Below are 26268 nucleotides of genomic sequence, written 5' to 3'. Positions count from 1 at the left end.
CGATCGGACAGTCAGAAGTCCAGATCGGCATAATGCGACACGGGTGTCAGGCCGCGTACGCGCTCGGTCAGCAGCGGGCGGAAGGATGGCCGCGACTTCAGCCGCTGATACCATTCCTTGGCCGCAGGCAGGTCGGCCCAGTCGATCTCACCCATATAGTCGAGGATGGAAACGGCGGCGCCCGCTGAAAGGTCCGCATAGCTCAAACGGTCGCCCGCCAGCCACTGCCGTGATCCGGCCAGCCACGACAGATACTTCATATGTTGGCGAACATTGCCACGGGCTGTCCGCAACACTTTGGAGTCGGGTGCGCCGCCGCCAAGCGATGGCGGCATATGCACCTTGTGCACCAGTTCCCGCACCAGCGGGCGGGTGACATCTTGTTCCAGCTTCTGCAGGAACCATTCGGTCAGCCTGCGGATTTCGGCCCTGTGGAACGGATCTTCAGCCAGAAGCCGCCTGTCTCTTTTGAGGATGCCGTGAACCTCATCAAGGAACTCGGAGATCACAGTCGCGCCACATAAGGCACGCATGTTGTCGTCAATGTAGACCGGGATCGTTCCTGCGGGATTGATGGCCAGAAACTCCCGGCGCATCTCCCAGGTCTGCTCCTCGACGAAATCGACCTGGAAGCCGTATTCTGAGAGCACAAGCCGGATAAACCGAGACGCGGCGGACATCGGATGATGATATAATGTTGGCATGAGAACTTAAATTCGGTTTCGTTCAGTGTCGCTCGGCGCACATGATGAATGTGCCTCTGGCATCGCTATCAGCTTCCAAGCTATAGGAGCTTGGCACTTACAACACAAGTCAGTCCCATCTGCACACCTTGCCAAAAATTTTAAGGATCTTTTATGGACGCTCAATCGATTATCAGCGCGCTGGTGCTCGGCCTGATAGAGGGCCTGACCGAGTTTATTCCTGTTTCATCGACCGCGCACGTCCTGTTGGCGGGTCACTTCTTGGGCTTCGAATCGCCAGGCAACACCTTCGCGGTGCTCATTCAACTAGGTGCCATCCTTGCGATCCTGAGCGTTTACGCGACAAAGCTCATATCATTGGCCACAAGTCTTCCGTCGAGCCAGAAAAGCCGACACTTTGTCGGGGCGGTTCTGCTGGCCTTCCTGCCTGCGGCAGTGATCGGTGCCCTGGCGCATGACTTTATCAAGACGGTTCTCTTCGAGACGCCGATGTTGATCTGCGTTGTTCTGATCCTTGGCGGTTTTGTCCTGCTGTGGGTCGATCGGCTGGACTTGAAGCCGAAATATCACGATGTCATGGACTACCCGCTGCCATTGGCACTCAAGATTGGTCTGTGCCAGTGTGTGGCCATGATCCCCGGCACGTCGCGTTCCGGGGCAACGATTGTCGGCGCATTGCTGATGGGGACTGACAAGCGGTCGGCTGCAGAATTCTCGTTCTTCCTGGCCATGCCGACAATGGCCGGCGCCTTCGTGCTCGATCTTTACCAGAACCGCAATGCGATCAGCTTCGACGACGGCAGCCTGATTGCTATCGGCTTCATCATGGCATTCGTGTCAGGAGTTTTCGTGGTACGCAGACTTCTCGACTTTATTTCAAGACGTGGCTTCATGCCGTTTGCCATCTGGCGCATTGCCATTGGCTTTATCGGCCTGGTCTTGTTGTCGCTTGGTCATTGAGGAGATGGCGCCCTTCTTGAGGGCGCCTCATCCAGCCGTCAGTTGGCGGCGGCCGGGATAGAGCTGGTGCTGCAGGGGTCGATGCCGTAAGCGGGTGCGCAGTTGCCTTTGCGGGCTGCGAGAGTCGTCGGAGCCATGAATGAACCGGCGAGGATTACCATTGCCGCACACGCGAAAAAGAGTGCGATAGACTTGCCCATGTATAAGTCCTTCAAGGTATAAAATGCTGCCAGCCTCTGGCCAGCAGACGATCCAAATTGTGTCGCGCTGTTTACGAATTGCTAACGAAAACATCAATAGCGGTTTTTGATAAATCGCCCGTTAACAGAGCTAGGTTGTCGCTGCGATATTTTTGCAACGCAGGGCGATCCAGCATTCAGTTTAAGGCCGTTCTTATGCCGCTTTGCCGGAGCCGGTATATTGTCCCTGAGGACGGTACTGCACCAGATAAGAAGGCAAAATCGACGATAGAAGCGTCGGCGTGATGCCCATCCCTTCAAGTGTCAGACCCTTGGATTTGGCGTCCTCGGAGACAACATTGTTGCTTTTCAGCAGTGTCACCTGGTCAGAGGTCAACGGTGGCGTAATCAAAGGGATGGCAGACGCTATGCTGCCCATCAGAGAGGCAATTCCAAACGGCAGAGAAACCAGCGGGTTTTTGCGACCGATCGTGTGCAGCATAACCTCAAGACATTCGCGGAAGGTCAGCACTTCTCGTCCACCGAGTTCATAGGTCTCGCCAGCTGCAAGCTTTCCATCGACGGCGCGACCGACAGCTTCGGCGACATCCTCGACATAAACGGGCTGGAACTTCGTTTTGCCACCGCCGATCAGCGGCAGGATAGGTGAAAGGCGTGCCATGGCGGCGAATTTGTTGAAGAATCCGTCTTCTGGCCCGAAAATGATCGACGGGCGCAGGATAATCGCATCCGGCTTGATGCTCTTGATGGCCTGCTCTGCCTGACCCTTGGAGGCACCGTACACTGATGCTGAATTCACGTTTGCACCGATTGCGGAGATATGGGTCAGCGTAGCGCCGGCGGCACGCGCGGCTTCCGCGACGGCGCGCGCGCCGAAATCCTGTACGGAATCAAACGTGTTGCGCCCGCTTTCAAACAGGATGCCGACACAGTTGACCACATGATCGGCGTCGCGGACTGCGGCGTCTACGGAGTTGCGGTAACGCAGATTGGCTTGAACAAAAGAGATCTGCCCCACATTTCCCAAGGGCTGAAGAAAGCCCGCAAGATCCGGTCGGCGCACTGCAACGCGGATACGATATCCGCGCTGTGCGAGTGTTCGCACCACGTGACGCCCAACAAAGCCTGAACCGCCAAAAACAGTGACGAGTGGCGGAAGATTGGACAGTGTCATGATGTGTTCTCCGGAATGGCTTGACGGTCTGGCAATTCGACTTGCCGTTTCTTAGCCGAATCGCGTTGTCAGGGGAAGCCGCAAAGGATGCGGCCTTGGCGTCAAATACCTTCGACCACCATCATCTGCGCATCCGCGACTTCCTGGCGGATCTTGGCGGCGATCTGATATTCGGGCGAGTTATAGCAATCAACCGCTGCCTGCATGGACGGAAACTCGATGATCACGTTACGGGCGCGTGCCTTATCCTCCAGCGCGGTCACCGGACCACCGCGCGCGAGGAAATTGGCGCCGTATTTCTCGAAGGCCGGTTTCGCCGCAGCAACATAATCCTTGTAACGCTCGGTGTCGCGAACGTCGACATGTGCAATCCAGTATCCCTTGGCCATGATTTTCCTCCTGCTGGCATTTTCGCCGAATTTCTCAGCCAATTGTGCGCCCGGGTCAAGCGCGTTCATTTTGTGGTCAGCTTGATGGGTTACCTTGCCGTCAAGTTGACTTGAAAGCCGAAGTGACAAACTGCCATGCCAGTTCAGAAAAAAAGTCTGCGAAACTCACTTGTTTTTGCGGCAGTATGCACAGCTTACTGTCTCGCGCCTGCAGGCGGTTGGGCTGATCAATCCGGTTCCAGCGAGGTCAAGGCCTGCAGCGCCGATTTCTATGCCAAACTGCGGTCTCCCGTGAAGAAAGACGACAACACCATAAAAGTCGATTGCAACATCGATCTCAAACCAGGCGAAGTCATCGCCCGCAAGCTGGACTTTGCCGGTGCCGAGGCGTCCGGCACCTCGCTGGATTGTCATGGAGCGACGCTGGGCACCAAGGCCTCGAAGCCAAGCTCCAAATCTCCGATCATTGCCATCCGGTCGGTGAAAAAACGGAAGGGTGACGGTAACGGTGACGGCTGGAGCGTGCCGCAGGGGATTACGATCCGCAATTGTAAGATCGTTGGCAATCTTCGCCTTATCGGTCTGGGGATCTCGGGCGAGGCTGAGGAAGTGCGGAAGTCTTCGCTTCATCGCAACCACACCGAAAATGCCCAGGCAAATGCGCCGTCCGATATCCTGATCAGCAAGGTCACCATCGAGGCGACCGGCGGCATTCCACTTTACTTCGGTCCAGGGGTCACCCGAACGACCGTGGAAAAATCGACATTGCGCGGCAAGAGCAGCAAGACCGCCGTCTATCTGGATGCAGAGTCGGCCAACAATGTCCTCGACAGAAACACCTTCGCGGTAAAGACGTCACTGCGCGAGCAAGTGGCGATTGATGGATCCGCGAAGAACCGCATCACCAACAACCGGTTCGATGATCCGGTGAGAGGCGGTATTTATGTCTACCGCAATTGCGGGGAGGGCGGAACGATCCGCCATCAAAAGCCGCAATATAATGAGATCATCGGCAATACATTCACCTATGATCATTTTCGGCTTGCTGCACCGGCGATCTGGCTCAATCACCGCGATGTAGGTAAGCTGTACTGCAAACTGAACCCGAAATATCCATTTGGCAGCAGCCTGGACTGGCACGATTTTGCCAAGCACAATCTTGTCAAGGACAACCGCTTCAAGGGTCCCTGGTCGCTTCGGATTGTCAACTTCGACGACACCAATAAGATCACGGGCAATAAGTGACCTTTACCGGGACAATTTGATCAGCTTGAAAGCGCTGCATCCATTTCCGAGAGAATGGCGCAGGCTGCGGACAGTGGATCGGCAGCCTTCACGATAGGCCGACCGACAACGAGATGGCTGGAGCCAGACTTCAATCCTTGGGTAGGTGTCATGACGCGCTTCTGATCGCCCTTGTCTGCGCCGACGGGTCGAATGCCGGGTGTGACGACAGCTAAGCTTGGTCCGACGATCTTTCTGACCGCACTTGCCTCTTCTGCGGAGCAGACAATGCCACCCATGCCCGCCTGAAGCGCTTGTTCAGCACGACGGAGCACCAGCGTGTGCGGATCATATTCATAGCCGGCATCGGTGAGATCCCGTTCATCCATGGAGGTGAGGACGGTAACCCCCAGCAAGCACAGGTCGGATCCCCTGGCGGCATCCACGGCAGCGCGCATCGCCTTTGGGTACGCGTGGAGGGTCAGCATGGTCATGCCCATCTTGACGATATTTTCGACCGCAGATGCGACCGTATTGTCGATGTCGAGCAGTTTCATGTCGAGAAAGATCTTCTTTCCCGCTTGCGCCAGTTCCTTGGCAAAGTCGAGGCCACCAGCGAATGCCAGCTGATAGCCTACCTTGTAAAATAAGACGTCGTCGCCAAGCGTTACGACCATTTTTTCGGCTTCGGCGACTGTTGGAAGATCAAGGCCGACGATAAGCTTTTCACGCGCTGTCATGATGCGGAAACCCCTGCCATTTTTCGATGGATGTCAACTCGCATGAGTGCCCGAGCTTCGCAAGAGGCAACAGGGAAACCCACATTGCTCTTTAGACAATATCGACATTTTACGTTGGGCTCAGCCGCGACTGTAGATCCACAATTGCGCAGGCGGAATATTGCGCACGACGAAGTCGAAATGGCGGATGGTGTAGCGGTCCGGATTGGCAATAATGGGGGACACGGGGCCGTAGGTAATCTGCATCACCGGTCTGCCTGGAGGCATCCGGTCGAGAAGATCTTCCAGAAGGGCAATGCGCGATTGCATCGGAAAGCTCAAAAGCGGCACAGCTGAGATGACGGCGTCAAATGTCTGGTCTGCCGCCTTGCCGAGGGACGCCTTGAGGTCGAATGCGTCTCCATGCACGAAATTCACACCTGGATAGCTTGTCAGGAGATGGTGATAGAAGTCGCTGGAATATTCGATGGAATACAGCTTTTCAGGTGCAATGCCGCGAGCAAGGATTGCTTTGGTGATCACGCCAGTTCCGGGACCCAGCTCCAGCACAGGCAGGCCTGAGCTCGGGTTGACGACGCTCGCCATCCTTTTGGCGGTGATGGACGAAGTGGGTACAATAGCTCCGACACTTTTCGGCCCCTGCATCACGCCTTTGAAGAAGCGGATCTCTTCATCGAACTTCTTCTCGAAGCGTTGTTTCAACCCCAATGCCATAGACGTCTCCCTGTACTCTTCCGCACATCATGTACGTGAAAAATCATGTTGGCTGCCTTTGTCGCAAAAACAAGGCGAAACGACGCTATGGAGATATATTTATGGCGATGCCTAGACCCGCATTGGCATCAAAACATAAATAGCATCATCACCGGCCGTATCCCGGATCAATGTCGGCGAACCCGCGTCGGCCAAGAGAAAAATCGCGTCATCGCCAGAAAGTTGCGCCGTGATGTCAAGGAGGTATTTGGCGTTGAAGCCGATCTCCATGGTGTCGTTTTCATAGCCGACGGCAAGCTCTTCCGTCGCGCTGCCGGAATCCGGGTTGTTGACGGCCAGCACAAGATGGCCTTCCGAGAGAGACAGCTTGACCGCACGTCCCCGTTCCGACGAAATCGTCGAGACACGGTCGACCGCATGCGCGAAAGTCTGGCAGTCCACGCGCATTTCCTTGTCGTTATTCGCCGGAATGACGCGCTGGTAATCGGGGAAGGTGCCGTCGATTAGCTTGGAGGTGATCACCACGCCACCGATTGTCAGGCGGATCTTCGCATCGGAAAGTTCAATCGTGACGATCAGGTCCGGATTGTCCATGAGCTTCTGCAGCTCGCCAACGGTCTTGCGTGGAATGATAATACCCGGCATTCCTTCGGAACCCGAGGGGGCGTCGATGTCGGCGCGCGCCAGACGGTGACCGTCCGTTGCAACGGCGCGAAGCTTGAGGTCGTTGCCGGCCTCGATCGTGTGGAAAAAGATACCGTTCAGGTAATAGCGCGTTTCCTCGGTCGAGATCGCAAACTGTGTGCGATCGATCAGCATCTTGAGGTCGCTGGCCTTCACCTTGAAGGAGTGGCTGAAATCGCCGGTTGTCAGATCTGGGAAATCGGTCTCCGACAGGCATTGCAGCGAAAACTTGGAGCGTCCGGAGGCGACAGTCATCGCCGTGCCGTCAGGATTGGTCGACAGCAGGACTTCCGAACCATCGGGAAGCTTGCGCACGATTTCGTAGAGAAGATGCGCAGGAACCGTTGTCGCGCCGGCCTGTTCGACCATGGCCGGTGTCGCCTCGGTGATTTCGAGATCAAGGTCGGTTGCCTTCATGTCGAGGTTTGCACCCTCGGCGCGCAGCAACACGTTGGACAGGATCGGAATGGTATTGCGCCGCTCGACCACCCGGTGGACATGGTTCAGCGATTTGAGAAGGTTGGACCGTTCAAGAGTAATACGCATCGACGCTACCGTTTTCGACCTTGCGCGGACAGGGACCCGTCCGCCGAATTGTTCTTCCGGCCTTCAAAGGCCAGTTCAATATGGACCGGCAAAATGGCAGCAAACTGCCGCGAAATGCAAGTGCCTTGGACGCCATCGACCAATTGGGGCGCGGAAATCACAGGCGATGCACAGAAGAATTGCCGCACTTGCGAATTGAACGATGCTCCACCATAAAGATCGAAGGGCCAACAGGCCGACCAAACGCCAAGGATGCCGCGCTTGAAAAATGAAAACGGCCGTCCTGCACGGACCTACCGTCTGAACGATACAGCTGTCACGCCAAGGCCACTCGAATGTGCGCTTTATCTCGTGGCAACGCCGATCGGCAATCTGGGCGACATCACGCTTCGGGCGCTGGAGACACTGGCCGCAGCAGATGTTCTTGCCTGCGAGGATACACGTGTCACACGGGTTCTGCTTGACCGCTTCGGCATTACGACTCGGCCCTACGCTTACCACGAGCACAATGCAACAGAGGTCGGACCAAAGCTGATCGAGGCACTGGCATCGGGTAAGTCGGTGGCACTGGTTTCCGACGCGGGCACTCCTCTCGTCTCGGATCCGGGCTACAGACTTGGCCAGCTGGCAATCGAAGCCGGGCTTCGCGTCGTGCCGATCCCCGGAGCGTCGGCGCCGCTTGCGGCCCTCGTCGGTTCCGGTTTGCCGAGTGACGCCTTTCTCTTCGCCGGTTTTCTTCCGCAAAAAGACAAGGCCAAACGGGATCGGCTGACAGAACTGATGGCGGCGCCTGCGACATTGATTTTTTTCGAGTCTCCTAATCGCATAGGCGCGACGCTTGCAGCCGCGGCCGACGTGTATGGGAGCGAACGTCCCGCAGCAGTTTGTCGCGAACTGACGAAGACATTCGAGGAATTCCGCCGGGGAACGCTCGGCGAACTCGCCGAATTTTACGGCGGTGACAGGAATGTCAAAGGAGAGGTGGTTCTGGTGATTGGGCCGCCACTGCCGTCTGCACCGCCGGAAGGAGCTGAGGTTGATGCTATTTTGATGCAATTGCTGGCGGAACTGCCGTCAGCCAAGGCAGCATCAGAAGCGGCGCGCCTGACGGGCTTGCCGCGCAAGGAGCTTTATCAGCGTCTGTTGGAGCTGAAAGAGAGATCGGGTGACAAACAATAGGCCGGACCGCAGTCGTAAAAAGGCCGAACGGCGGGGACACTTCGCCGAATATGTTGCCACCCTCTATCTCATTTTGAAGGGCTATCGTGTTCTGGCATTGCGTTACAAGACGCCGCTGGGTGAAATCGACATTGTTGCGCGAAAGGGGGATGTGGCCGTCTTCGTCGAGGTCAAATCGCGCAGAGACCCGAGGGCGGCGATCGATGCAGTGACCCCATCAGCCCAGCGTCGGATCCGTGCGGCGAGCGATCTGTGGCTCGCGCGACGTGCCGATGCCAGCGAGCTTTCGCAGCGCTACGACATTATCGCGGTGTTACCACGGACATTGCCAAGGCATTTTATTGACGCCTTCTGAGGTCGGCGAACTGGCGCATATATTCCCCCCGCAATCGCAGGTCTGCATTGTAATATATCTGTCACCAAACTGTTATTGAGGCGTCACGAGACCTCACTATTGCGATCCGCATCCCCAATTCAGGCGGAGAGGATTTTACCATGTTCAAGAAACTTTCGATGGCCGCGCTGGCTGTCAGCTTCACGGCGTCGTCGTCGCTTGCCGCCACCAATATTACCTGGTGGCACGGCATGGGCGGTCGCAACGGCGAAGTCATCAACGAAATCTCGCAGAAGTTCAACGAAGCGCAGAGCGAATGCTCCCTGACTCCGGTATCCAAGGGCACGTACGAAGAAGCGCTTGCTTCGGGGATCGCCGCTTTCCGTTCAGGCGAACAGCCGAACATCCTTCAGGTTTTTGATGCCGGTGCTGCCACCATCATCAACGCCAAGGGCGCGACCATTCCCGCCGAAGATCTGATCAAGAACGCCGGCTATGACTTTAATCGTGACGATTTCATTGAAGGCGTTCGCTACTTCTATGCCGACTCAGACGGCAAGTTCGTTGGCATGCCTTTCAACTCCTCGGCGCCGATCATGTATATCAACGACGAGGCCATCAAGAAGGCTGGTGTCGAAGCGCCCAAGACTTGGGAAGAGTTCGAAGCGATTGCGCCCAAGATCAAGGAAGCCGGCTATATTCCGCTCGTCCAGTCGCAGCTGACCTGGGAGTTCACCGAGAACTTCTTCTCACGTCACAACATTCAGTTTGCGTCGAACAACAACGGTTACGACAGCGTTCAGGATACGACGATCAACGTTACCGATCCGAACCACGTCATGATGTATGAGAAGCTGAAGGCCTGGTACGACGAAGGCTATTTCGGCTACTACGGTGCCGGCTGGTCCGATAACCAGAAGCCTTTCGAAGAAAACAAGGTCGCCTTCTGGATCGGCTCTTCAGGTTCGTTCGGTGGACTGCAGAAAACGGCCCAGATGCCTTTCTCGGCAACTTTCCTTCCTTACTGGAAGTCGATCATTCCTGAAGGTGTACACACCTTTATCGGTGGCGCTGCACTGTTTGCCATGTCCGGCAAGTCTGACGCTGAAAACAAGTGCACTGCGTCCTTCTTCCACTTCCTGACTTCGCCTGAGATCCAGAAGTTCTACCATCAGGCGACTGGCTACGTGGCGATCACCAAGGAAGCCTACGCGCTTGCCAAGTCGGAAGGCTACTACAAGGAAAAGCCTGCCGCTGAAGTTGGTATCGAGCAGCTTTCCCTGCCGGGCGGCAATTGGGACAAGGGCTATCGCCTTGGCTTCTATCCGCAGATCCGCTCTGTGATGGAACGCGAATACAACCGCATCTTCTCTGGCGAAACCACACCGAAGGACGCCATGGAAACCATCAAGAAGGAAGGCGACGAATTGCTCGCACGCTTCGCCAAGACCGCTGGCTGATTGCCAAAGTCTCGAATTGAAAAGGGTTCCGGGGGTGCTGCACCCCCGGGCTTTTCAGTAAAAAAGGGTTCCTCATGAAGCGCGTGCAGTTCAACTCGCCGGTTCTCCCCTACCTGTTTCTGTTGCCGCAGATGCTGGTCGTGGTCATCTTCTTCTATTGGCCGTCGGTGCAGGCGATCGAGTCCTCCTTCTATATCGAGGACCCTTTCGGCTTCGGTTCCACCTTCGTTGGAGCTGCGAACTACATGGATGCTCTTCTGTCCGTGGAGTACCAGAAAATTGCGCGCTTCACGCTCGTCTTCACCATCCTTGTGACGTTTCTTTCTTTGTCGATCGGTCTGCTGCTTGCCGTAAAGGCCGATGCCGTCATTCGGGGCAACGCAACGTATAAAACCTTGCTCATCTGCGTTTATGCGATTGCGCCGCCAGTGGCAGGATTGATCGGCATGATGTTTTTCGACCAGCATATCGGTCCGTTTGTCCAGATGGCCTCGTATCTCGGCTGGGACATGAAGGTCGGTATCAACTATTTCGATACCGCATTTGCAATGGTCACCGTCGCTGTCTGGAAACAGATCCCGTATAATTTCATCTTCGTGCTTTCCGGATTGCAGGGCATTCCGGCCTCCATTCGCGAGGCGGCAGCCATTGACTGTCGTTCAAGCAGTCGGCGATTCTGGACTGTCATTTTGCCGCTTTTGACGCCAACCGCATTCTTCCTTCTGATCATCAATATTACCTATGCGTTGTTCGACACCTTCTCGGTCATCGACGTCATGGTGAAGGACAAGGCAGCCAACAATCCTATTACGCTGGTCTACAAGGTATTCCTTGATGGCTTCCGCGGCAACGATCTCGGCTCCTCATCGGCGCAGTCGGTGATTTTGATGGTGGTCGTGTTTGTCCTCACCATCGTCCAATTCCGCTTCATCGAGCGGCGCGTTCATTACGGTTGAGGACAGACAAGATGTACAAGACCAAATTCTGGGACCATCTCGTTCTCATGGTGGGTGTGGTGTTCATGCTGACCCCGGTCGTGGTGGCGTTCATGACCTCCACGCATGAAGCCGCCGATATCCACATGAAGGGACTGATGCTCACCTGGGGCGGACACTTCACCGATACCTATGAGGCAGTTCTCACCAAAAAAGGCGGCTTTACCGGTCAGGTGACCGGCGCTCGGATGGTGCTCAACTCGCTCATTCTGGGGCTCGGCTTCGCCATCGGCAAGATCGTGCTGTCCATGTTGGCGGCCTATGCGATCGTCTATTTTCGCTTTCGCTTCGCGACACTGGCCTTCTGGATGATTTTCACCACGTTGTTGCTTCCTTTGGAAGTGCGCATCGTCCCATCCTATCAAGTGGCAAGCCAACTTGGCATGCTCAACAGTTATTCCGGCTTGATCGTGCCGCTGCTGGCATCGGCGACCGGCACCTTCTTCTTTCGGCAATTCTTCAAGTCTGTCCCGGATGAATTGCTCGAGGCTGCACGGATCGACGGCGCAGGTCCCTTCAAATTCTTCATCGATATCTTGCTGCCGATATCGCGTACGATGATCGCGGCAGTGTTCATCATCATGTTCGTCTATGGATGGAACCAGTATCTCTGGCCGTTGCTGGTGACGACCGATGAGACCTATTACACGTTGATGCGGGGCATCAAGCAGATCCTGCAGGTATGGATCGGTTCCCAGATCCCCGACTACAATGAAGCCTTCGCGCTCGCCGTGCTGGCACTTCTGCCCCCATTGTTGATTGTCGTCGTCTTCCAGAGTTGGTTCATCAAGGGCCTGACCGAAAGCGACAAATAAGAGGTAAGCGTCCCATGGCGTCGATTGCAATTGAACACGTTTCGAAGATCTATGATGGCGGCGTCCGCGCCGTAAAATCGGTCGACATCGATATCGTCGATGGAGAGTTTATCGTCCTTGTCGGCCCGTCCGGCTGCGGCAAGTCGACTTTGTTGCGAATGGTTGCCGGACTTGAAGACATATCCGAGGGCACGGTTCGCATCGGCGACCGCGTGGTCAACCAAGTGGAACCTGCCGACCGCGACATCGCCATGGTGTTTCAGAACTACGCGCTCTATCCGCATATGACAGTCTATGACAATCTCGCCTATGGCCTGAAAAACCGGAAAACACCCAAGGACGAGATCGCAGCCCGGGTTGCCGAGGCAGCGCGCATGTTGGAGCTTGAGCCCTATCTCAAGCGTAAGCCGAGAGCACTTTCAGGCGGGCAGCGCCAGCGCGTTGCAATGGGGCGAGCCATCGTGCGCAAGCCGGCGGCCTTTCTCTTCGATGAGCCGCTCTCCAATCTCGACGCCAAACTTCGCGTGTCCATGCGCGGCGAAATTCGTCGTCTCCAGCGCCGTCTCGCAACCACTGCGATCTATGTAACCCACGACCAGCTGGAGGCCATGACACTGGCGGACCGTCTGGTCGTTTTGAACGGTGGTGCAATCGAGCAGATTGGAACCCCGCTGGAGGTTTATCACCAGCCAGCATCCACTTTTGTCGCAAGCTTCATCGGTTCGCCGGCCATGAACCTTTTGAATGGTACGGTCGAAGGGTCTCGTCTTAGCATAGGCTCTTCGCAGATCGAACTCGGTGCCACGATCAGCGAGGCTGGACCAGTGACGATCGGTATTCGCGGAGAGGATCTGTCGATTGCGACCGACCCGGAGCATGCCATGCTGAGGCTGGAAGTGGATTACGTGGAGGAACTTGGTGCGCAGCGTCTCGTTCATGGACTGCTGGGCGATCAAGCCCTGACGGCTGTACTGCCGACCGAAGTCACCATATCGGGCCGGATGCCTCTTGCCGTTACCGTCGACCGGTTGCATTTCTTCAACGCCGATACGGGCAAGCGGATCGCGACACCGTTTCAGCGTTCCGTGACAGCGGAGCTGGGGCAGGTGGAGATCAATGCACCGGCAGAAGTTCTGTAAATATCCCAAATGCCTGCCCGGTCCCCAACGCTTTCGATGGTTACAAGTCTAACAATCCGCTGAACATGTATTTTACCGGGTAATGATAGCGTCGAAGGATCAGAACGTCTTTCGAGGGGGCAGGTATCATGCCGATCAAACTTCTTATTGCCGGGTTGGCCGGGACCATGGCAATCCGCAATGGCTATCGGCAGGCGCCGGTCGCACCGCCGCTTGTGGCCGCAAGCAGCGGGCTTCTGGCGTTGGAAGCGGCACCAATCAAGCCCGAGTGGATCATTCGCGGCACACCTGTCGCGCGGCTTGCCCATCATTCTTCCAGCGATGACGGGGGCGGTATGACAGCTGTTTGGGACTGCACAGCAGGCGAGTTTCGCTGGTTTTTCGGTTGGGATGAGACGGTCGTCATCCAGGAGGGCGAAGTTCATGTTACAGCCGAAGATGGCACGCAGCGTCTCTTGAGGGCCGGTGACATTGCCTATTTCCGTGGGGGAACCTGGGCCGTATGGCGTGTCGATAACTATGTACGAAAGATAGCATTTCTGCGTCGGCCTTTGCCTTTTCCGCTTGCAATTGCGCGTAAAATAAAGGCTGCGATACGCCCCTCTAAACAGCCAGGCATTGACGCGTGACCATGATGGATCTGCGGGCCGGCTAATTCACGTCCGGGCCGTTGCCTTTGCAGTTGGCTCGCCCTAAATCAGGGTGGGTTTCAATGAGGTTCTGGCAATGGCAAAAATTACATCCGTCGCGGTTCAGATGGACCACGTCTCTGGCATCAATATCGCCGGCGATTCTACATTCGCCATGAGCCTTGAGGCGCAGAACCGCGGCTACAAGCTTTTTCACTACACACCAGATCGCTTGGCCATGCGCGATGGCAAGGTTTTTGCGGTTGTAGAGCCGATGGAACTGCGCGACGAGAAGGGCAATCATTTCACCCTTGGTCAGCCCGAGCGGATCGATCTGTCGACTATGGATGTGGTTCTGCTGCGTCAGGATCCGCCCTTCGACATGGCCTATATCACCTCCACCCATTTGCTGGAGCGTATCCATCCGAAGACACTGGTGGTGAATGATCCGGCCTGGGTTCGCAATTCGCCAGAGAAGATCTTCGTTACCGAGTTTGCCGATCTGATGCCGCCGACGCTCATTACCAAGGACGGTGATGAGATTGCGCGTTTTCGTCAGGAAATGGGCGATATCATATTGAAGCCGCTCTACGGCAATGGCGGAGCCGGCGTTTTCCATTCCAGCAAGGATGACCGCAACTTTACCTCGCTACTGGAAATGTTCGGCCAGATGTACCGCGAACCCTATATAGCGCAGGCCTATCTGCCCGCGGTACGCAAGGGTGACAAGCGCATCATTCTGATTGACGGCGAACCGGTTGGCGCCATCAATCGTGTGCCTGCCGAAACAGACAGCCGTTCCAACATGCATGTCGGTGGTCGTGCAGAAGCAACCGAACTGACTGCACGGGAAATGGAAATCTGCGTACGCATCGGGCCGGCGCTGCGCGAACGCGGATTCATTCTGGTCGGCATCGATGTGATCGGCGACTATATGACCGAGATCAACGTCACCTCTCCAACTGGAATTCGAGAAGTGAAAAACTTCGGAGGCGCTGACATTGCCGCCTTGATGTGGGATGCGATCGAGAAGAAGCGCGCCTAGGTTATCCGAGACTCCTTCTCTCTGGACACGTTTTGTTCTTGTCGCTCAACCGCTTACAACCCAAATGCTCGCTTGGGTTTAAGTTGTTCGCTAAATGTTCTTGTTTTTCGCGGGAAATGATGTCACCTTGCAACCTGTTGTCCGCGAAAGATGTATTTCGTGGTCCTCTCCGGGTGGATTGGGGCAGGCAATGGTTGCACGTGTCAGTACAGTTGCATTTCAGGGAGTCGATGGCGTTCCGGTCGATGTTCAGGTCATGGTCGCGCCTGGAAAGGTCGGCATGCAGATCGTCGGATTGCCCGACAAGGCAGTGGCCGAGAGCCGAGAACGGGTACAGGCGGCACTCCACGCCTCTGGCCTGGCACTGCCGGCAAAGCGCGTAACGGTCAATCTCGCGCCAGCGGATTTACCCAAAGAAGGCTCTCATTTCGACTTGCCGATTGCGCTTGGTCTTATGGCGGCACTCGGTGCCATTCCAGCGGACGCCCTGCAGGATTATGTCGTGATCGGGGAGTTGAATCTGGACGGCACCATTGCTCTGGTCGCCGGCGCACTTCCTGCGGCAGTCGCCGCCAACGCCATGGGCAAGGGACTGATCTGCCCTGCCGATAGCGGATCGGAAGCTGCTTGGGCCGGCGCCGATATCGACATCTTGGCACCCAGAAGCCTGATTGCGCTCGCCAATCATTTTCGTGGCACACAGGTGCTGAGCAGGCCCGAGCCGGTCGTACGCGCTTTGCCAAAAAACGTGCCGGATCTGGCAGATATAAAGGGGCAGGAAAGTGCCAAACGTGCGCTTGAGGTCGCGGCCGCAGGAGGCCACAACCTCTTCATAATAAGAACGAATGCCCCACGTTGAACAACCTGGGCACAGGCTGCGGGCTCCAAGTTTATGTGGCTCTGGCCAAATTAAGCTATTTTTACACGCGATTTAGGCTTTCCGAGCGCACGTATCGATTGTATCGTTGTCAGATATTCAAGCATGTAAAGAACGTTCGAAGAAGCTGGAAGGGGGCGTCATGAACAGCTGGGCATTACTGGCGGCTTCACTGGGATACTTGCTTTTGGGGTCAGCGGAGGCATTTGCACTTGGAAGCAAATGCGACGCAAACGAAATAAAGGATGTGAGGACAAAGTATCCATTCATCAGCGATTGGGCAGTTCTTAAGCATAGGAGTGCTTGTCCTACCGTAGATGATAGCTCGTTTCCAATTGTAGTTAAACGAAGTCAGCTTTCTAAGCAGTTATACGTGTGGTTGAGGATCCAGGGAGATGAATATTATATATCAAATTTGCGAACTGATCCGGAGTTTAAAATAAAGATATACCAAAAAGATGATGTCGTAGAAAATGAAAGAATTATAAGTATGGGTAACTTGAAGAGAAAAATTGCTCTGATGGAGGCCCGGTCTGAGTCCAACGGTGGCAGATTCGATTGGAGGGTAGACGCCAATTATACCGCTTGGTCTATCCCAGGCGAATATGCGCTAGAGGTAAGCTTGGATGGACGTAAGATATGTCTGATAGATGGCCGGTGCGCATTGACATTTAAGATCTCAAATTGAGCCGACGGAGATTGTTGTGGGAGACGAAGAGGAACGTGGAGCTAAGGCCGATGCTTCTTCGAGGACTGAAAATAGTCTCGACGATGAAAAGGCTGATGATCAGGGGCAAGGTAATCCTGCGCTAACTGGAGATAATGCCGTAACGCAGCTGCCGCAATTCTCTGAGCAACAAGCTGACGAGCTTAAACCGAAAGATATGGTAGATTCTGGTCCGGAAGTCGGTGAGTGCGTTAGTGCAAGCAAGCCGGACCGAATTTTGTTGAATGCCGTGGAAGACTGTAAGGTTCTATACTCGTATTGTGCTCGGCAAGGTGGTGATAAGTTTGGTAAAGGCTTGGAAGGGTTTGTTGATACGGTAGCCGCAATCGACAGGCGAAAATATGTTAATGACGATGTGCAAAATGTATATCTGTATCTGAATACTCTTACCAACGCTGCATATCCGGCCACACCTGCATCAATTCGCGGAACATTTTTTGCCAATATAATCGGTGTAGATGCCCATAAAAGCAGTAATGAACGACTAAATACATCGTTACGCACCGTTGAGAGGTTGGCTATATGTTGTTTTGTGCTGACAGTTTTGTTGGCGCTGTATGTTTCACTTACAGATAGCATAGCCAAAAATGCTAATAATTTAAGTGTCGAGTATCTATTGTTGAATGGGGGGCAGACCAAAGGTACGCGACTGGAGGGCGTAGAGGGTCTTTCTTCATTTGATGACGCGAGGGACAAAGGCGAACCTAATCAAGACAACTCGGCAAACGATATTGGAATTGAAGAATCTGCTGAAACGCTCAAGAATGCCCCTGAGAGTGGTGACGGCGGATCAGAGAATAAAGTCGAAAAAGGGCTACCGGATGACGCGAAAGCGAATGCTGCTGTTGCTCAGCAAAAGAATGAATCAGGAAATGACAAGGAAGTTGGAGATACTTTAACGAAGGAAGATCTGATTCGTACTGCACTTCAGCAGGTCGGAAAAGAAATAAAATATTTTCAACAGACGTTGTCGTTTTTTACTGCCTACTTGGTGCCAGAAGGCGCTAGCTCATCAGTAACCGCTCGGGGACAGATTTATGTTCAGAGTTATATAAACTCAGTGATGACTAATTCTGTAATGCCAGTTCTGGCATCAATTTTAGGCGTCGTTGTTTTCATTATGCGCGACGCGAGCCGCAGATTGGAAAGTGTCTCGCTTTCTCCCCTCCAATCAAGTGGCTATAGACCTAGATTAATACTCGGTGTCATCGCGGGCCTGGCCGTGGGGTGGTTCACAAGTAATGGTGACTCGAGCGTAGTAGGAGCGCTGTCTCCAACCGCTGCCGCATTCGCCATCGGATACTCTACCGAAATCCTTTTTAACATTTTGGATTCACTTCGGCAGGGGTTGGGATCGAAAGAATAGGTGTGGACGGGTCAAATGTAGAGGGCATGCCAATGTGGAATTTCCGGGTGGCAGGTTTTCCTCTCTCCAGTGTAGCAATGGAAGAGGTTGGGGCTCTGTTAGATATCGAACCCGCAAAACTCTGGGCAATAATGGAAATTGAAGCTCGGAACTGCGGTTATCTAGCTGATCGACATCCAGTAATTTTATTTGAGCGGCACAAATTCCATGGCTTCACGGCGGGGAGATTTGACTCGCTCGCTCCAGATCTCAGCAACTCTAAGGCAGGAGGGTACGGACGAGGTGGCAGAAGTCAGTATGAAAAGTTGCTGAGGGCAGCAGAGTTTGACCGAGACGCCGCGCTTATGAGTTGTTCGTGGGGACTGGGACAAGTCATGGGTTATCACTTCGGACTAGTCGGCTATGAGACAGTTGAAGATTTCGTGCAGAATATGTTCGCGTCTGAGGCGGCACAACTCACTGCGATGGCTAAGTACATTAGTCAGACAGGAGCCCGAAGTTTCCTGGCCAAAGATGATTGGGCTTCGTTCGCAAGAGTCTACAACGGGCCAAATTATGCGATAAATCAATATGATCTGCGCCTGGATGGTTCGTTCAAAAAATTCAAGATTGGCCCACTACCTGACCTGAAGGTTCGCGCAGCGCAGATTTTGCTGACCTACCTCGGATATAACCCGGGACCGATTGACGGTTGGTGCGGGCGTCTCACTTTGATGGCAATAAACCAATGGAGACATTCGCGTGGCCAAGAAGAAGTTGAGGCTATATCAGTTGGTGATGTGGAAATTCTGCAAGCATGCTTCTTATGAATCCAGAACAATGGCTCCGCTAGCAGCTATTCTACCCACCACCAGCGAGGTCTGCTCTGTTTCCTTATATGGCTATTGTTGGTAGTCCAGCGAATATTGGGAGTTTGAAGACGCGTAGGTTATGCATGGCGCAAACAGATTCTGTGGAGTCCACCGGCCACAGGCGCCCTGTTAAAAACTATCGACACGTGGCAGCCGTTCAATCGCACCGGCTTTCCGCATATCGCTTCGCCGCTGATGAAGTTCCTTGGTCTGAAGATATTTTTCGTTGAAATGCCGAGTGGGTCTCAGGTTATGATTGTATATCCGAATCGGAAGCAATTAGAGGTGGACGACCTTGACCAGAACTCTCTCGACTACTCGGCCTGTTGTGGACATGCGGGAGTACAATTTCGGTCAAGAGCTGGCACACGTTCTGTCGCCTTCTCGACCGCTACAGTCGGAGGAACTGCTACGGGGGCGTGAACAGCAACTGTCGGGTATACGTAAGGCACTCTATGCACCGGGCAGACATGCATTTATCCATGGATTTAGGGGTGTTGGGAAGTCCTCGCTTGCACAGACAGCGGCCTATTCCCTGTCTTCAGCTGAGCAGGATCCTATCTTGCTGGGATGCGACAGAACTCAAACTCTCCATAGTATCGTGAGAGACCTCTTCGAAGAAGTAGTTGATAGAAAACCGAGTATCGAAAAAGTCATCAAGGAAGGCGGCATTGGGGCTAGTTTGGCTGGGTTGCTACTTCAAGGCAAAGTCGCAACTCATGAAGCTCCTGCCCAGATCCCCATCACCACCAATGAGGCTGTTAGACTGGTTCGTTTCTTGTGTGAGAACTACAGTAACCAGTTGGTCATTGTCGTTGATGAGTTCGACCAGATTCAAAGTGTGTCCGAACAGGAAAGCTTCGCGAACTTCATAAAGCACCTATCCGATGCCCATGTGTCAGCCCGGTTCATATTCTGCGGAATTGGTGAGAGTATCGATGCACTGATGGCGGCACATGGTAGTGCCGATCGATACTTCCACACCGTAAGTCTTGAGAGACTAGGATGGGATGGGCGAATTGAGATCATTGCTTCAGCCGCAGACAAGCTCGGGATCATCATTGACGACACCACGGCTTACCGAATAGCCAAGATATCGGATGGCTTTCCGCATTATGTGCATCTCATTTCTGAGAAACTGTTCTGGAGGGTGTTCTCGGCAAAAAATGGTGGTTACGTCACAGGAGAACTCTTCGAGGCGGCGATGAATGACGCGAGTGACGCAATGGAGATGAAACTTAAGCAACCCTATGAAGCAGCAACAAGGAAATATACCAACGACTACGAGCCTGTATTGTTTGCAGTGGCTGATGGCCATGAACTTCAACGCCGAAGCGCCGACATTTTCGATTCATATCTTCGAATTATGAATTCACTACAGCGCGAGGCTTTGCCCAGGCCGAAGTTTAATACCCGGATGAATACACTCAAGGGGCCAGGTTACGGATCAATTCTGAGTGCAACGCGATCTGGCTGGTACGAGTTTACCGAGAAGGTCATTAGGGGATATGTCCGATTGCGTGCTGAGCAATGCCGAGTCCTGCTTGAAGTGGATCATCCAATTGCGAAGCGAAAGCTTGGATGGAATGGTGACTCCTAATCGTGCTCGAGCCGAAAACACATTATCACAACCTGAAGCGCACACATGATGGACATTCAGTCGTGCCTGAGTATCCTGAAAACACTTGAGCGGCTGATTGCTAGTGCCTCGACAATTTGATCTGCAGTCTTGCCTTCAGCCTTGAGCCGCCTGACATCCCCAGCCTTCCTCTGAGCAGTTGGTGCACGGCCCTTGTACTTCCCCTCCTCCTTGGCCTTGGCGATGCCCTCACGTTGCCGCTCAAGCATGATCTCCCGTTCGAACTCAGCAATGGACCCTAGCAGGTTCATCATAAGCTTGCCGGTAGGGGTCGAGGTGTCGATTCCCAGTGCCAAGACCTTCAAGGTGACCTTCTTGGTCTCAAGCAGGTCTCTAATCCTTACGAGGTCAGCCATGGAACGGGCTAAGCGGTCCAGCTTGGTCACGACAAACACGTCATCTTCACGAGCATATTCAATGGCCCGCTCAAGCTCTGTCCGGTTCTTGTCGACTGACGATACTTGCTCCTGAAAAACCTTCTGGCAACCAGCAGCCTCAAGGTCACGAAGCTGGGCTGCGAGGCCGTAAGTCTGGTCGAGGGTCGAGGTGCGGGCATAGCCAATGATAGTCGAGGGCATGGAATGAAACTCCGAAAGTGCAATACAGATCTAAGACCTTGTGACACTATCGGTGTCAAAAATCAATACCCATTCATGTGGCACACTTTAAGCAGCCAGTCTCAGGGAGTCACTAGGGCGTGGTCTATTGGCACTAGGTCGCAGGTGGCTTGCCTTTTTCTAAGCTAAATGCTCTTCTCTCATAAGGGGAGTATCTCATGAAATACAACCGTTTGGCATTGGCGTTCGTATCGGCATTGATTTCCGGCTGTGGGTCATTGACGCTTCCAGCATCTGTGCGGATGGATAGTGGTGAGGCACTGATAGGCACGACCACGGCGTCGATGAGTGGGGGCAGCTTTAGGGTATTAGACGCTACCGGAAGCAAGGTGTGCACAGGAACGTACGATGCCTTCGACACTAGCCCAACGATCTCTGCCCCGGTATCCTGCAACGACGGTCGGTACGGAACGATCACGGTCACGCGTTCAAGAGATGGGATGTCAGGTTCGGGAGTTGTGCGTTTAGCTGACGGTTCCACGGGTAACTTAACCTTCGGACGCACAGCAACTACGGTTTTGCCAACTACTAGCAGTTACAGCAACGCGTCGCTGATGTCCTCCGGTGGAGGGACTAGGATCTACACCGGCAATTGTCCAACTCCAGAAAGTCTAGACGCAGCTGGCCGTCGTTGTGGGGCAAGGAGTGCGGCTTCGAGACCGGGCGGTTATGATGGCTACGGTGGATGGAGCAGCTCAGGTTCGGGCTTTGGGCCGGTCTATGTGAGAGGGCACTATCGCCGTAACGGCACCTATGTGAGACCGCACTACCGAAGGCGGTAGAAGTTGGTGAGGGAACTGTATGACGAAACGGCCTTACATCGTCGCGATGATATTATGCGCCCTGCTGCTGATGGCTCAGCTGTTCGCTCTCATCAGAACGTTGGTAGATTACCTCAACTGAGCACTTTCAAAGGAAAGCCAAGCCCACCGGGGGGATCTCTGTCAGCCGTATATCTGATTTGCCTTCTCAGATTTTTGTTGCGAACATTTCGACCTCGGTGCCGAGGCATTCCGTTGTGAGGTGGTGACCGTACAGCGCGTTTCTAGGTCCAGATAGGTCAATATACCCGGAGACTCGAAATCCGCTCCCACGGTCACCCGCTCGAAAGAAAGAACGCCAGTTAGAGCCGGGGCGTCGGCAATAAAGCTGACGTCCGCTGATGAAGCGCCATTGACGCCTTGTCGACCAGATCTCGATAGCCTTCTTCTGTCACGGCAGCCACTGGTCCGGTAATCTGTCCTCGGTCATCAACCTCGATATCCTCAAAGGGAACATCGAGTGATAGCATGGTTGAGCGATAGTCGCCGTCTGTGTCCGCTTCGAAGCCGAACAGGTGACCGACGTCACGAACTAAATGATAGTTGGTCGCACCGATGCTAACGAACCGGTAGATGATGACCGGGCTGCCATCATGGGCGTCAATGGTCATGGTCTTGATACGTGGATAGTTCATTTCCGTTTCCTTGGGATGGGGGCGTCAGGCAATCTTGCCGTTGCGCCGTTGATAACCGCTGTAGCTTTCTAGGCCGACATCAGCGATCTTGAGGCCTGTGTTGAAGAAGGATGGAGATGCCGCACGCTGAACCCCATTGATGCGGTTCTCGGCGTTGGACTGGATGCCCCTGACTTCGTCCTGGAGCTGGTCCATCGACCACTCAGTGTTCTGGTCGATACGGTCGTTATTGCGTGCCTCTGTCTGGGAGAACTCAGCCAGCAGTGCATCGACAGAAAGACCGGACACACCGGCTTCACCAGCAGCGGCTGATGCGGTCGCCTTAGCGGCCCGAGCCTCACGCATGTTGTCGATCTTCTGTTCAGCACCAGATGCCTGTTCCTGAAACATACGCTGCTGCGTCTGGAACATTTCATCCTGAGCGGATCGGTTCGCCCTCTGGGCATTCTCGCGGTAGAATTGGTTCTGTTGCTTAGCGGCGTAGCTCTCGGACTGGTACTGCATGACCGACTGAGCGCCGCCTACGGCCAGACCGAGTAGGGCAAGGGGATCACACATAAACGGTCTCGTCTTTAGCCTTCTGTAGACTGGCATTCACACGGTGCATTGCTGCCCCTTCAAAGGGCACGAACCGCACGACACGCGGGCCATGCCTTTCCGATTCACTGACAGTGAGCTTCGCGGCGCGCTCGATACTGTCGATGGTCATGCGCGGGTGTTTCTCTTGGCCTGACCAGACTTCAGCACGACCGCTGAAGCCTTGCTCGACCAGCCAGCGGCACGCTGCGAACGATGGGGCGTAGGATCGTTCGATGATCAACTGACCAACCGCCTGAACAGCAAAGGGTGTTCCCTTGGCGGTTGGTTTCAGAGGAGTAATTGAGATCCTGATTGATTGTTTCGTTGACATGGATGTTCCTTCGTCCAAGGGGCGAGCCCTTGGTACGTTTTATCTTCGGTTGATGCGGATGGTGTGGATGTCTGGTCAGGCCAAGAAAAACCCCGCCTCATGTCGATGTGACGAGAGACGGGGTCATAGGCTCAACCAAGGAAAGGCAAGCCGGTCAGCCGGCAACTATGGCATGACATGACCGGGCAGAAAGGAACGTCATCCACGAACGTTCTCGACTGTGGAGTGGCCATCGGGCCTACGTTTTGGATGACGATGTTATCAGGAGGAACCAATAGGTACACCTTTGGGTATGGCCTATAGGTGATATTGAAGTGTTAGAAGATAATGATATCCATTATAATATGTAAATTCTAATATTCATCTTATGTCTCACTTAGAGGGGCACCATAAGGTTCACCTAAATATTCCCTTTTATCCTATGTGGGTGGTAATCATCTTAAGCAGTTCTTCTTCGTCGGTCAGCCTTGCGCTCAAAGACCCAATGACGGTCTTTCCCGTTCGGTCCCTCGAACCACTGAGTGCGTGACCAGAAGAACTCATGTCGTTTGGTCTCTCCATAAATCCAACTCGTTCCGGCGATCTCCAAAAACAGCTTTAACCGAAGAAACTCAAAATGAATGCGATGCATAGATGCTCCATTCGGGCGACGTGCCCGTTGCGGTGGGTTGATCCCTGAGGGGGGAGATGAGTCGCCTTCGAAGGTGATGGGAAGAGACTCCAGAAACTGCTTCGGGTCAAGCAAATATTGGAAGTAAGTTCAATGTTTTCAATAACATACCCACGCGTGGGTTTAACCCGCTAGTGGGTTGGTTAAATGCACCGTTGCACCCTTGGCCAGCTTAGCTTCCATCTCGTTGAACCGCTCGATGTACTTGAGCTTGAACGCCAGTGCCTTCTTGCCGGTGAACCCCATGGCGAGGAGAGTGAAGCCATCACGGGTCATCTCGAAGGCGCGATCCTTTCGAACACCGAAGCCGACCTTGGTCTCGATCTCAATGGGCCGAAAGTTCGGCTCAATGGTGGGAGCGGTGATGATGAGTTGATCGATGGCATCGAGAACGTGCTTGTGTGCCTTACCAAAGTAGGCCGCAATGTCCCGGCTGCTGGCCACGACTGCGTTGCTCTTGATGGTGACGATAGGGGTGATTTCGTTGCTTCTAACGATAAACCTGCCTAACTATGTTGGGTTTTAACTCCGGGGGTAAGCATGGAAACTGGTGAGAGCAACGAAGATCATCGACTGTCACGTCTTGAACAGGCCTCTCTTGACTCCGCACGTGACGGTTTGAAGGCTCTGTTGCTCCTAAATGGAGGTGCTTGTGTTGCCATTCTAGGATTCTTGGCAAGCACATTAAAGGACATGAAAGGAGGCGGCTTTGAGCCAATGGTCGCCCTCATGATGGACTCATTGATCTGGTTTTCCACTGGTGCTGGCTTGTCTGTTGTCACTACGCTGATCGCTTATCTCGCAAACCAAGCCTATGTGACTGCCATGCTGGACACTCGAAAGGCTTGGCAAACAGGTGGTTTCCTCAATTCCCTTGGCATAGGATTCGCGCTTCTATCGCTCGGTGCCTTTGCGAAAGGCGTGTATACTGTGGCACAGGCGATACCAGCATAAGCGACAGCTTCGCATCGTCTAACCCCGCCGATCTTCAACTTCTCCTCACCGGCCACGTACATGCCTTCTTTGCGGCTTTCCGGTTTGTCGGAGCGCATGATGAGCTTGGTGCAGCCGCTCTCGGACATGATCAAGCGCCCGGCAGACGTCCTTAGCGATGAACCACGGGTTGACCTCGATTTCGAAGACGCGGATGGAGTCGGAAAGGTAGTAGAAGGTGTTAAGGTTGCCCATTTCAAATCACTTTGGGATCGGTCGGTCAGGGGCGGGCTGTCCAATCCTACCTTCGAAACTGATGCGTGCAGCCCATGCTCGGGCAGATGCAGCGGGGTTCGTGAAGTCTGGTGGTGAGGGGGCGGCAACAGTCTCTTCAAGTTCCATCCAGCGGGTGACGATGCGGTGACGGGGGGTGACTGAGTAGCCAGAGACCAGCGTGATGGTCAGGTCTTTGGGGAGAAGGTATTCCTTCGAAGGACGCCCACCTGTAGACGGCATCACCTTTTCTTCAATTTTGAGGGAAAGCTCTTCCGCCAAAGTTCGGATGTCACGTCGAACATTGTCGTGCTCTTGCCGGTCAGCTCAGCGATCTCGCGGCTGAACATGGTGGGGGTGGTGTTCGACGTGGTGATGAGATCAGAGGGTCGGCTTCTCTTGTGACCTGAAGCTCGCATGGTCCGATCAGGCCAAGAGCCTTGGGATTGCCCTGTATAACGGGATAAAAGCCGCCAGCAAAAATTGGTGGGAGGGCAGCGTATCTCAACCCACGTTGCCGGAAGCTTCTCTATCCGGGTTAGGAACCCAGCCTCTGGTAAACCCTTTGCTCATAGCGGTTTGGGCAATGGTCAACTGGGCGTGGAGGTGATGACAATCGTCGAGGACGCTACGTAGAGCCGCCAAAGCGTCACCGCCAAAAGCGCCCAGCAACGCCTCCAGTTCATCGGTTTCCTCGATCCTCAGTGGGAACACTTGGTTTCCCCCTGAAGCTTAGATTTTGACGCCAGCACGTAGACGGTAGATTTCGGTGGGATACGGCTGAAAGATTCTTGCCGGAGCTGTGCTGTCCGCTCCCTGAAAGCGCGTGCCCTTGCAACTTCTGCCATCGCTCTGGCCACCACATCGTCATTCTGTGCTCTGTTCATATGCTCACCCACTGGCTGGACATTTGTTCTCTTTATGTTCTCATTGATGGTTTCTAGAGTCAATGAAGAAGTGGGGATCAAGTGGGACGTAGAAAGGGTGAGATCACTATGGCTCAGGTAAACCGCGATTG

At 54.2% G+C, this 26268-nt stretch carries 27 protein-coding genes and 1 pseudogene; 16 read left to right on the top strand and 12 right to left on the bottom strand.

The genetic code is table 11. The annotated features are described in order from the left end of the window. Nucleotides 1-11 precede the first annotated feature (11 nt). On the bottom strand, nt 12-704 hold the full coding sequence (locus ACWPM9_RS19015; protein WP_428186190.1) for a glutathione S-transferase family protein: 693 nt from the start codon (nt 702-704) through the stop codon (nt 12-14). 153 nt (nt 705-857) lie between these two features. Between ACWPM9_RS19015 and ACWPM9_RS19010 the strand changes: the two genes are divergently transcribed. Then, on the top strand, nt 858-1664 hold the full coding sequence (locus ACWPM9_RS19010; protein WP_484756157.1) for an undecaprenyl-diphosphate phosphatase: 807 nt from the start codon (nt 858-860) through the stop codon (nt 1662-1664). 393 nt (nt 1665-2057) lie between these two features. On the opposite strand, the gene ACWPM9_RS19005 is transcribed toward ACWPM9_RS19010, so the two are convergent. Both ACWPM9_RS19005 and ACWPM9_RS19000 read right to left on the bottom strand, forming a co-directional pair. After that, nucleotides 2058-3038 (bottom strand): complex I NDUFA9 subunit family protein, encoded by a 981-nt coding sequence (locus ACWPM9_RS19005; RefSeq protein WP_484756156.1) that lies wholly within the window; start codon nt 3036-3038, stop codon nt 2058-2060. Between the two features lie 101 nt (nt 3039-3139). After that, nucleotides 3140-3427: a DUF1330 domain-containing protein gene (locus ACWPM9_RS19000; RefSeq protein ID WP_428186187.1), complete on the bottom strand. Its 288-nt coding sequence runs from the start codon at nt 3425-3427 to the stop codon at nt 3140-3142. Between the two features lie 291 nt (nt 3428-3718). Between ACWPM9_RS19000 and ACWPM9_RS18995 the strand changes: the two genes are divergently transcribed. Further along, entirely contained in the window at nt 3719-4672 is a 954-nt protein-coding gene (locus ACWPM9_RS18995; RefSeq protein WP_484756155.1) for a right-handed parallel beta-helix repeat-containing protein, read from the top strand. A 20-nt stretch (nt 4673-4692) separates the two neighbouring features. Here the strand turns inward: ACWPM9_RS18995 and pyrF are convergent, their stop codons facing one another. The 3 genes from pyrF to dnaN form a co-directional block, all read right to left on the bottom strand. Continuing rightward, nucleotides 4693-5391, bottom strand: coding sequence for an orotidine-5'-phosphate decarboxylase (pyrF, locus tag ACWPM9_RS18990; RefSeq protein ID WP_484756154.1), 699 nt, complete (start codon nt 5389-5391; stop codon nt 4693-4695). 120 nt (nt 5392-5511) lie between these two features. Further along, nucleotides 5512-6105 carry a phospholipid N-methyltransferase PmtA gene (pmtA, locus tag ACWPM9_RS18985; RefSeq protein ID WP_484756153.1) on the bottom strand — a complete coding sequence of 198 codons (594 nt, stop codon included), beginning with the start codon at nt 6103-6105 and terminating at the stop codon, nt 5512-5514. A 111-nt stretch (nt 6106-6216) separates the two neighbouring features. After that, nucleotides 6217-7335 (bottom strand): DNA polymerase III subunit beta, encoded by a 1119-nt coding sequence (gene dnaN, locus ACWPM9_RS18980; RefSeq protein WP_484756152.1) that lies wholly within the window; start codon nt 7333-7335, stop codon nt 6217-6219. Between the two features lie 261 nt (nt 7336-7596). Between dnaN and rsmI the strand changes: the two genes are divergently transcribed. From rsmI to ACWPM9_RS18915, 13 genes and pseudogenes are all read left to right on the top strand, one after another. After that, nucleotides 7597-8514 (top strand): 16S rRNA (cytidine(1402)-2'-O)-methyltransferase, encoded by a 918-nt coding sequence (gene rsmI, locus ACWPM9_RS18975; RefSeq protein ID WP_484756151.1) that lies wholly within the window; start codon nt 7597-7599, stop codon nt 8512-8514. Beyond that, entirely contained in the window at nt 8501-8869 is a 369-nt protein-coding gene (locus ACWPM9_RS18970) for a YraN family protein (protein ID WP_484756150.1), read from the top strand. The genes rsmI and ACWPM9_RS18970 overlap by 14 nt, the downstream gene beginning before the upstream one ends. Before the next feature lie 140 nt (nt 8870-9009). Then, the gene (locus tag ACWPM9_RS18965) at nt 9010-10308 is read left to right on the top strand and encodes an extracellular solute-binding protein (protein ID WP_484756149.1); all 1299 of its coding nucleotides are present in this window, start codon (nt 9010-9012) and stop codon (nt 10306-10308) included. Nucleotides 10309-10382: 74 nt separating this feature from the next. Beyond that, on the top strand, nt 10383-11264 hold the full coding sequence (locus tag ACWPM9_RS18960; RefSeq protein WP_484756148.1) for an ABC transporter permease subunit: 882 nt from the start codon (nt 10383-10385) through the stop codon (nt 11262-11264). Nucleotides 11265-11275: 11 nt separating this feature from the next. Then, nucleotides 11276-12118, top strand: coding sequence for a sn-glycerol-3-phosphate ABC transporter permease UgpE (gene ugpE, locus ACWPM9_RS18955; protein WP_428186178.1), 843 nt, complete (start codon nt 11276-11278; stop codon nt 12116-12118). A gap of 14 nt (nt 12119-12132) precedes the next feature. Next, nucleotides 12133-13257, top strand: a complete 1125-nt coding sequence (locus ACWPM9_RS18950; protein WP_484756147.1) for a sn-glycerol-3-phosphate import ATP-binding protein UgpC — start codon at nt 12133-12135, stop codon at nt 13255-13257. Between the two features lie 128 nt (nt 13258-13385). Beyond that, entirely contained in the window at nt 13386-13886 is a 501-nt protein-coding gene (locus tag ACWPM9_RS18945) for a cupin domain-containing protein (protein ID WP_428186176.1), read from the top strand. A gap of 97 nt (nt 13887-13983) precedes the next feature. Next, on the top strand, nt 13984-14931 hold the full coding sequence (gshB, locus tag ACWPM9_RS18940; protein ID WP_484756146.1) for a glutathione synthase: 948 nt from the start codon (nt 13984-13986) through the stop codon (nt 14929-14931). Between the two features lie 190 nt (nt 14932-15121). Continuing rightward, nucleotides 15122-15769, top strand: a pseudogene (locus ACWPM9_RS18935) (magnesium chelatase domain-containing protein); the annotation flags it as partial. Nucleotides 15770-15950: 181 nt separating this feature from the next. Beyond that, nucleotides 15951-16496, top strand: a complete 546-nt coding sequence (locus tag ACWPM9_RS18930) for a hypothetical protein (RefSeq protein ID WP_484756145.1) — start codon at nt 15951-15953, stop codon at nt 16494-16496. Nucleotides 16497-16512: 16 nt separating this feature from the next. Further along, nucleotides 16513-17901 carry a hypothetical protein gene (locus tag ACWPM9_RS18925; RefSeq protein WP_484756144.1) on the top strand — a complete coding sequence of 463 codons (1389 nt, stop codon included), beginning with the start codon at nt 16513-16515 and terminating at the stop codon, nt 17899-17901. 2 nt (nt 17902-17903) lie between these two features. Beyond that, nucleotides 17904-18710 (top strand): N-acetylmuramidase domain-containing protein, encoded by an 807-nt coding sequence (locus ACWPM9_RS18920; protein WP_484756143.1) that lies wholly within the window; start codon nt 17904-17906, stop codon nt 18708-18710. A gap of 376 nt (nt 18711-19086) precedes the next feature. Then, nucleotides 19087-20352 (top strand): ATP-binding protein, encoded by a 1266-nt coding sequence (locus tag ACWPM9_RS18915; protein WP_484757685.1) that lies wholly within the window; start codon nt 19087-19089, stop codon nt 20350-20352. Nucleotides 20353-20408: 56 nt separating this feature from the next. Here ACWPM9_RS18915 and ACWPM9_RS18910 read toward each other — a convergent pair whose 3' ends face one another. The 5 genes from ACWPM9_RS18910 to ACWPM9_RS18890 form a co-directional block, all read right to left on the bottom strand. Continuing rightward, nucleotides 20409-20969, bottom strand: a complete 561-nt coding sequence (locus ACWPM9_RS18910; RefSeq protein ID WP_484756142.1) for a recombinase family protein — start codon at nt 20967-20969, stop codon at nt 20409-20411. A gap of 1162 nt (nt 20970-22131) precedes the next feature. Beyond that, entirely contained in the window at nt 22132-22464 is a 333-nt protein-coding gene (locus ACWPM9_RS18905) for a hypothetical protein (protein WP_484756141.1), read from the bottom strand. A gap of 24 nt (nt 22465-22488) precedes the next feature. Then, nucleotides 22489-23022 carry a virion core protein, T7 gp14 family gene (locus ACWPM9_RS18900; protein ID WP_484756140.1) on the bottom strand — a complete coding sequence of 178 codons (534 nt, stop codon included), beginning with the start codon at nt 23020-23022 and terminating at the stop codon, nt 22489-22491. Then, on the bottom strand, nt 23015-23374 hold the full coding sequence (locus ACWPM9_RS18895; protein ID WP_484756139.1) for a hypothetical protein: 360 nt from the start codon (nt 23372-23374) through the stop codon (nt 23015-23017). Before ACWPM9_RS18895 ends, ACWPM9_RS18900 begins: the two co-directional genes overlap by 8 nt. A gap of 793 nt (nt 23375-24167) precedes the next feature. Next, nucleotides 24168-24488 carry a Rha family transcriptional regulator gene (locus ACWPM9_RS18890; protein WP_484756138.1) on the bottom strand — a complete coding sequence of 107 codons (321 nt, stop codon included), beginning with the start codon at nt 24486-24488 and terminating at the stop codon, nt 24168-24170. Nucleotides 24489-24584: 96 nt separating this feature from the next. Here ACWPM9_RS18890 and ACWPM9_RS18885 point away from each other — a divergent pair, with 96 nt between their 5' ends. Continuing rightward, entirely contained in the window at nt 24585-24998 is a 414-nt protein-coding gene (locus tag ACWPM9_RS18885; protein ID WP_484756137.1) for a hypothetical protein, read from the top strand. A gap of 240 nt (nt 24999-25238) precedes the next feature. Here the strand turns inward: ACWPM9_RS18885 and ACWPM9_RS18880 are convergent, their stop codons facing one another. Further along, nucleotides 25239-25532 carry a hypothetical protein gene (locus ACWPM9_RS18880; protein WP_484756136.1) on the bottom strand — a complete coding sequence of 98 codons (294 nt, stop codon included), beginning with the start codon at nt 25530-25532 and terminating at the stop codon, nt 25239-25241. Nucleotides 25533-26268 lie beyond the last annotated feature (736 nt).

The sequence above is a fragment of the Agrobacterium sp. H141 genome, from assembly GCF_057158725.1.
This window is presented reverse-complemented; position numbering and strand designations above follow the sequence as displayed.